5 protein-coding genes and 1 pseudogene are annotated in these 7,307 nt (G+C 44.9%); 5 read left to right on the forward strand and 1 reads right to left on the reverse strand.

Translation table 11 applies throughout. From position 1 onward, the window contains the following. Nucleotides 1-1,063 precede the first annotated feature (1,063 nt). A pseudogene (locus RCO25_RS33965) lies at nucleotides 1,064-1,233 on the reverse strand (IS1595 family transposase); the annotation flags it as partial. Between the two features lie 88 nt (nucleotides 1,234-1,321). Between RCO25_RS33965 and RCO25_RS33970 the strand changes: the two are divergent. The 5 genes from RCO25_RS33970 to RCO25_RS33990 form a co-directional block, all read left to right on the forward strand. Further along, complete coding sequence (locus tag RCO25_RS33970; protein ID WP_309000465.1) at nucleotides 1,322-2,641, forward strand: YheC/YheD family endospore coat-associated protein; 1,320 nt, start codon at nucleotides 1,322-1,324, stop codon at nucleotides 2,639-2,641. Nucleotides 2,642-2,926: 285 nt separating this feature from the next. Continuing rightward, nucleotides 2,927-5,452 (forward strand): DUF11 domain-containing protein, encoded by a 2,526-nt coding sequence (locus RCO25_RS33975; protein ID WP_309000466.1) that lies wholly within the window; start codon nucleotides 2,927-2,929, stop codon nucleotides 5,450-5,452. Nucleotides 5,453-5,475: 23 nt separating this feature from the next. Then, the gene (locus tag RCO25_RS33980; protein WP_309000467.1) at nucleotides 5,476-5,682 is read left to right on the forward strand and encodes a hypothetical protein; all 207 of its coding nucleotides are present in this window, start codon (nucleotides 5,476-5,478) and stop codon (nucleotides 5,680-5,682) included. Between the two features lie 595 nt (nucleotides 5,683-6,277). Continuing rightward, entirely contained in the window at nucleotides 6,278-6,856 is a 579-nt protein-coding gene (locus RCO25_RS33985) for an IS110 family transposase (protein WP_309000468.1), read from the forward strand. Nucleotides 6,857-6,955: 99 nt separating this feature from the next. Then, the coding region (locus RCO25_RS33990) for a transposase (RefSeq protein WP_309000469.1) at nucleotides 6,956-7,307 on the forward strand (352 nt) is incomplete at its 3' end.

A 7,307-nucleotide genomic window follows, 5' to 3' on the forward strand; every position in this document is an offset into this window, starting at 1 on the left:
GTTTTGCAAGTCTTATTTCCGCCTACTGGCCAAAGAGTCTGCTCATGACCTGGTGGCCCGTTTATTCAAGCATAGATTCTCACAATTCCCAATTAATTCAGCGAACTGCATAAGTCATGTGATTAAATATTGTCATCCAAAAAGTACCAAATATTTATAGTACCGGTGTAGGTATCGTTTATGATTTTAGTGGATAAGTCGCGGAATTGATCACTAACACGTTCCGCGAAGGTATCGATGCCACGGTTTAATATTTTTGCAACTTGATCGCGACGCATATAGGATCACTCCTCTATAGGCTTTTCGGCATCAAAGAAGAAATTTCAACAATTCATGTATTGCTATGGTTGAGGGAGAGATTTTTCTTCGTTGTCTTTCACGGAAACCCATCTATAAGTATCCTCCTATTTCATGCCAAAACATCATTTATCACCGTGGCACATGCCAAAATTAAATCTATGATGTTTTGGCACAAAAAAACAAGCCTATTTTATCTGTGTCGAAAAGTATGCTTTCTGACACGTTTGAAAGTTTGAGAAGGCGACAGTTGTTAAAGTGTTTGGCAGAATAGCGTGATAACCGAAGGCCATAAAATATTCATGGAACATAGACGATCTCGAATCATAAGATTTGCAATTTCTTCTCCCGATATGGAGCCCGATGTGATTGAACGCGCGGTAATAATCCGTTGTCTAATTAATACCTTCGTCTGGGGATGTAGTTGTTCTTAACTCCGTACCGATTTTAACTAAGATTTGTTCGGCCATTCGTGTAGATATAACAGGAATCGAATCCGTTCTTAGCATGGCTCTCTTTAAACCGGTGTTTTGGATTTCGTTTCAAATATATCGATTTATATAATGGTATTAAATGAAAATTTTATAAATAAATCATGAGCATATCATACATTCAGGCATTTGACCCCCGTCAAAAGTACAAGCAAAAACAACTGTAGAAAAATACTCTGTGTTATTGTGCTAGTAAAGGAGGCGTATCGTTTGAGGAAAGCCAAAAACGTTGTTCACAGACGAAACCTAAAGTTTATTCACTTGATTTAACGATTGTTTCCCGTTGAGTCTGTTAAGTTACGACCGATAACTTCATCCAATTTATCAGTCTGAATTCGCCCACGTCCAAGAACACCAGAGAAAGTTACCTTCTCTGACGGTCACGGGCAACCAAAACGCATACCTAGTCATTTCTTATGCCAAGATATTTGACTTTTCCACCTCGATATGTCCAATTTTGTAATAATATATAATTTATTGGGCAAGCATCCATATATATTGGTCATGTTATTAAATTATCATCCACAAAGAGGGTGAATCGGCTGTATATCAAATGGATTCCTGGGCTGAAGCCCAATCAAATCCTGCTTCCCCGGCAGGTTGTTATCCCTCCTTCGGTAGTGCTTCATTTCGGCGCATGGAAAAAAAAGGTGCACGTAGGAATTAGCGATCATCAACCGCCGGATTCCATCGGATTGTCCGTTCATTTGAAAAATGAGGTTACGATCCCCGATACGCTGCCCTATGAAATGTATACCGTTGGAAAAGATCTTCATCTCGGACCTGTAATCGCGCTTTTGATTTCCATAAAGGAGCTCACCCCCGGATTATTGAACGAATATCGGAAGTACTTTGCGAATTATCAAGAGATTAAGGGGCTTATTTATCTCTGTTCCGTAAATGGGATCAATCCCAGGAATAAAACCGTTGAAGGATACTATTACAACCCGCAGTCCGATGGGGAAAAAGCTCCATGGACCAAAGGAATTTTCCCCTACCCCGGTGTGATCTACAAGAGAATATGGGTCAACAAAAGCAGGCTCTATGACGATTTGAGCGTGCATACGGATAGAAAAATTTTCAATCCGTACTTTTTTAACAAGTGGGAATTATGGGAGTTATCTCGCTCGAATCCTCTTATTCGCGACCATTTGCCGCATACCAAATTATTGGATAACCTACAATCCTTAAAAAAAATGCTGGCCTTGTACGGATCGGTCTATCTGAAGCCGAACGAAGGTTCGATGGGACAAGGGATCATGAAACTGGAAAAGACGCTGGGCGGCTATCTTTTTATCGACCGGAACAACAGGATGACATTCATAAATAACGAAATCAAAGCATGGGCATTTCTCAGTCGCATGCGAAAGGGCAGAAAGTATTTGATCCAACAGTCCGTTGCTTTGATGCATCAAAATAAAAACGTTGATTTCAGGGTCATCATGCAAAAAGACGGCAACCAACAGTGGGCCTGCTCGGGGGTGATCGCGCGTTACGGCGAAGACGGAAGATTCTATACGAACGATGTAAGCTCGATCAGTTTGGGCAGGGATGCTCTGCGAACGGTCTTTCAATTCAAAGATGAAGAGGCGGTCCAAAAAGAAGAGGAAATCATCTCGATCTGCACGACAGCCTGTCAACTGATTGACCATAAATATGGACCTTTCGGCGATGTGGGGATCGACGTCACGGTAGACCCGAATCTAAAAGTCTGGCTTCTTGAAATCAACAGCCGTCACCAACATACGATACTGTCCTATCTGAAGGACGATCCGCAAATGTACAGCAGAGTACTCACCCGGCCATTTGAATTTGCAAAATCATGGGCCGGTTTTACAAAAGAAAATATATAGAAGTATGGGATTCAGCCCTTGCCTTTCCGCATGTGTGGAATATGAATAAACAATCTTGCAGTAAAGGGAGGACAAAAAGAACGAAAAGCAAATCACCCAATTCTCTAAGGGATAAATAAAAATACCTTCTCGCCGTTTTTTTTGGTGTCTTTAAAAACTCAAGAGGAAAGTTTGTTCGCACCTCGCTTTTGGAGGTGAAACAATAAAAGGCCCTGGCTGTAAGGCCAGAGCCGATGCGGAATTATGAATTCCGAGAGGCTTAGTAAAAGATAAAGAGGTGAAAATTTGGGAGTTCGAATTAGGCGTTCTGCTGATCTTTCAGTAACAAACGAGAATCAAGATCCAGTATTAATATTTTCTCCCCTGACCTATACCGTTACCGTCAATAATAATGGTCCTTCTACTGCAACAGGGGTCACGTTAACCTACACACTGCCAACTGGTGTTACATTCATTTCAGCCACCCCCAGCCAGGGAAGCTGTACGGAAACAGGGGGTATCGTAACATGCAGCCTCGGCACTTTAGCTAATGGGGCCAGTGCTACAGTTGAGATTGTGGTGACCCCGACGGCGGCCGGTACCATTACCAGCACCGCAACCGTTTCCGGTAATGAGTTCGATCCCGATCTAGCCAACAATACAGATACGGAAACCACCACGGTCAATCCGGTCGCGGATTTAGCCGTTACCAAAACCGATACCCCCGATCCGGTAATCGTAGGATCCCCCTTGACCTATAACGTGGTGGTTCCCAATAATGGTCCTTCCACCGCAACAGAGGTTACGTTGATCGATACACTGCCGGCCGGAGTGACATTCATTTCAGCCACTCCCAGCCAGGGAAGCTGTACGGAAACAGGCGGTGTCGTAACATGCAGCCTTGGTACTTTAGCCAACGGGGCCAGTGCTACAGTTGAGATTGTAGTGACCCCGACGGCGGCCGTCACCACCACCAACACGGCTAGCGTTTCCGGTAATGAGTTCGATCCCGATCTAGCCAACAATACAGATACGGGAACCACCACGGTCAATCCGGTCGCGGATTTAGCCGTTACCAAAACCGATACCCCCGATCCGGTATTCGTAGGATCCCCCTTGACCTATAACGTGGTGGTTCCCAATAATGGTCCTTCCACCGCAACAGGGGTTACGTTGATCGATACACTGCCGGCCGGAGTGACCTTCATTTCAGCCAATCCCAGCCAGGGGAGCTGTACGGAAACAGGCGGTGTCGTAACATGCAGCCTAGGTACTTTAGCCAACGGGGCCAGTGCTACAGTTGAGATTGTGGTGACCCCGACGGCGGCCGGTACCACCACCAACACGGCTAACGTTTCCGGTAATGAGTTCGATCCCAATTTAGCCAATAATACGGACACGGAAGAAACCGTGATTATCCCGGTACCCCCCCTTTGTCCGCCTGCAGTTATCACCTGTGGAAATGGTAATATAGGATTGGGTTCGCCAGGAGAGAGGCAGGTAAACAATCCGGCACAAGATACGGCAGCACCAGATAACAATATTACTCAGAGTGAAACGAGCTTGGCTGCCTTCGGCCCCTTTATTCTGTTCGGATTTAATGACTCTAACCAAGCTATCACAGACAATTTTTCCGGTTTTGCTTTCTCCAGTGACGGAGGCAGTACCTGGAGTGACTGCGGTTCTATGCCTCAAAATCCCAACGTTGGGAACTTTGGTGACCCGGTCATCGCGGTAGACTCGCAAGGGGTATTTTACTATGCACATCTTGGCATAGATTTCACGCCTGATCCACCGCATTCATTTATTCAAATCTCCACAGCATCCGTGAATCTACTGACCAGGTTATTAGAAATCCGCAATCCTTTTGTAGCCGGTGAGGGTTCACCCGGTGACCCTGAATCCTTCCAGGACAAAGAATGGATCACAGTCGGGTTAGACCCCAGCAGACCCGGTCAACAATCCTTATATGTTACGTGGACAGAATTTCCTTCTGCCCTGTTTGCAGCTACAAGACTTCGTTTCGCCAAGTGGACTACTGGTTGCGATCCACAGCCCCTCATTGCAAGTAAAGACGTCACTATCGGTAGTACTCCCGTTCTTAATATCCAGGGATCTTTTCCAGTTTCCGACAACTCAGGAAACTTGTATATTTTCTATGAGCAGTTTGGCGATGGACTTTCGATTAGTGTGGTTAAATCAACGGATGGGGGCCAAACCTTCTTAAACCCCGTTTCCACGGGAGGCGCTATTTCCCCTGTTATCGCTATAAACACAATTAGTTGTAATCGAAGGGCAATTGTGGTGAGCGCAGCTAAGGCTATTCGGATGAATGAGTTCCCTCACGCCGCAGTTGGTCCAGATAATACCTTATACGTAGTCTGGAACAGCTTTGATTCGCCTGGCAACTATAGCATCAGGCTCGCTTTTAGTACAAACGGCGGCGTGAACTGGACGGTGAGAACGATCACCACTACAACGACACATGAATTTTTCCCTTCCGTAGCAGCCAACGCACTCGGTGCCCATATCCAATACAACCGCTTCTTGGACCCCGACAATGTAGGTGGAGTCGGTAACGGAACGTTTGCCTTATTCAAGCGAAGCTATGACCGTCTAACGGATACAATAAGTCCGGAAACCAGGTTAAGTACTGCGGACTCCTTAGTACCGGATACCAATCCTAACTTTGATTCGGCACTCGCTGGTTGTTATATGGGTGACTATAATCAAATCATCGCCGGTCCGGGAACGACATTATTACACGGCTGGAGCGATAATCGAAATGGTACGAACGGAAACAATCCCGATGCGTTCTTCATTCAGTCGTAAATGAAACGAGAGGAGGATTTTAAGTGAGTCAAGAAAATCAACCACAGCAGCAAAAACTAATAGATTATATTCAAAAAATTAAGGAATTACGTAATAGACCAAATGGAGTCTTGCCTTCATATGTTTTTAACGAAGGGGCCTTAAGGACTAGGGACCGGTCTTCTTCCGCAACGAATTCCCCCTGTCCTTGTGAGAAATCTAAGGAAACCAATTTATCTGAAGAGGAATAATAAACTAAGAAGGACCCGGAATGACAAATCAAGCAAGTGTCTTCTGTTCCAGCATTAGTAGAGGAAGGGATTTTAGAGTGTAGAGAAACTAGGATGTTTCTCTACACTTTTTTCTTTAGAAGGGTCCCACCAACAAAACGCGAATTTCGTACGTTAAGCCAGGAATGCCCGTAAAATAAGCATATTTCCTCACGCTAATAATGCAGCACATGATCAATTGTGTTGTATAAAAAAAGCTTAGACCCCATAGGCGTCTAGTGTTTACTGCATTCAATCAATCGAAATATTATGATGCGGTAAATAAATTAAAAAGTCATGGCATTTCCTATCGTAGCCGAATTACAAGTCATGACATGGAAACAGTAGGTTCCAACAGAAATGATAACAGCCAATACAACATCTATGTCAAAAAGGATGAGGTATATCTCGCGGAGAAGGCTATAAATAGCTAGTGGTTCAATAATAAAATGCTGTTGTACGGCAGCGTCTCATTGAGCTAAACATTCCTGTTAAGGCTAAGAAATAGCCTTTGTCAAAAAAGGAGCGCCTCGGTATGATGGGTTTGTCTACAACACATCAAGGAGGCGCTCTTACTATGAAGTTTAAGCAATCAGACGCACAAAATCAACGGATTGAACAAATTACCACCTCGCATCTCGTCGTAGGAATTGACATGGCCAAAGAAACTCACGTGGCACAGTCCACAAATTTCCGAGGAATCGTCATTTCAAAACGGCATCTCTCGTTTTCGAATTCTATCGAAGGTTTTGAAAAATTAAGCCGCTGGATAACCGAATTACAGCAGAAACATCGATTAAAGAGGCTCATCATCGGCATGGAGCCAACCGGTCATTACTGGTTTAATCTGGCTAACTGGTTATCTGATAAGGGATTACACGTGGTCATGGTTAACCCTGCTACGACGAAGCGTAATAAAGAAAATCGAGATAATAGTCCATCAAAGAACGACCCCAAAGATGCACTTGTCATCGCAGATTCAGTAAGTCGGGGCTTCTACTATGAGTACACGCGTCAATCGCTTGTGTTTCAACGCTTACGGACCATAATGAGTGATCGAGAATTCTGGGTCGCGAACAGTGTTCGCCTGCAAAATCGGATTGTGCGCTGGCTGGACATCCGTTTTCCTGAATATCCATCCGTATTCAAAGACTGAACCTGTAAGCGGTCATTGGCGACCCTCAAGACATTCCCTTGCCCACGGGATTTAGAGACGTATGCAGTACCGGATGTAATGAATGCTTGGAGAACCCATATGCAGCGCGCAGGGGGTTCTACGGGGATTGAGAAGGCTGCACAGCTCATCGCTCATGCTAAACGCAGTGTCGGAGATCGAACCGCTGTAGAAGAAGCTAAGGCTGATTTAAAACGGCTCATTGAAGAATATGAACGAGTTACCACCATGCTTGAACAGATTGAAAAGGACATCGAAGCCCTGCTTTCTGAGATTCCAATGGCACAGCAGCTTCGCACCATAAAAGGTCTCGGGAAGATCTTCACCGCGGCCATTTTAGCTGGCACAGGAGATTTAAGGCAGTATGCGCATGGACGTCAGGTATTGCGGAAGGCTGGCCTGAATTTGGCCGAAAGTACGTCTGGAAAGCGAA

Source organism: Paenibacillus sp. LHD-38 (assembly GCF_031157315.1).
Taxonomy (GTDB): Bacteria; Bacillota; Bacilli; order Paenibacillales; family Paenibacillaceae; genus Pristimantibacillus.

Coding starts and splice junctions, on each gene's coding strand:
- RCO25_RS33985 (WP_309000468.1), top strand. CDS start 6,278: ATGAAGTTTAAGCAATCAGACGCACAAAATCAACGGATTGAACAAATT.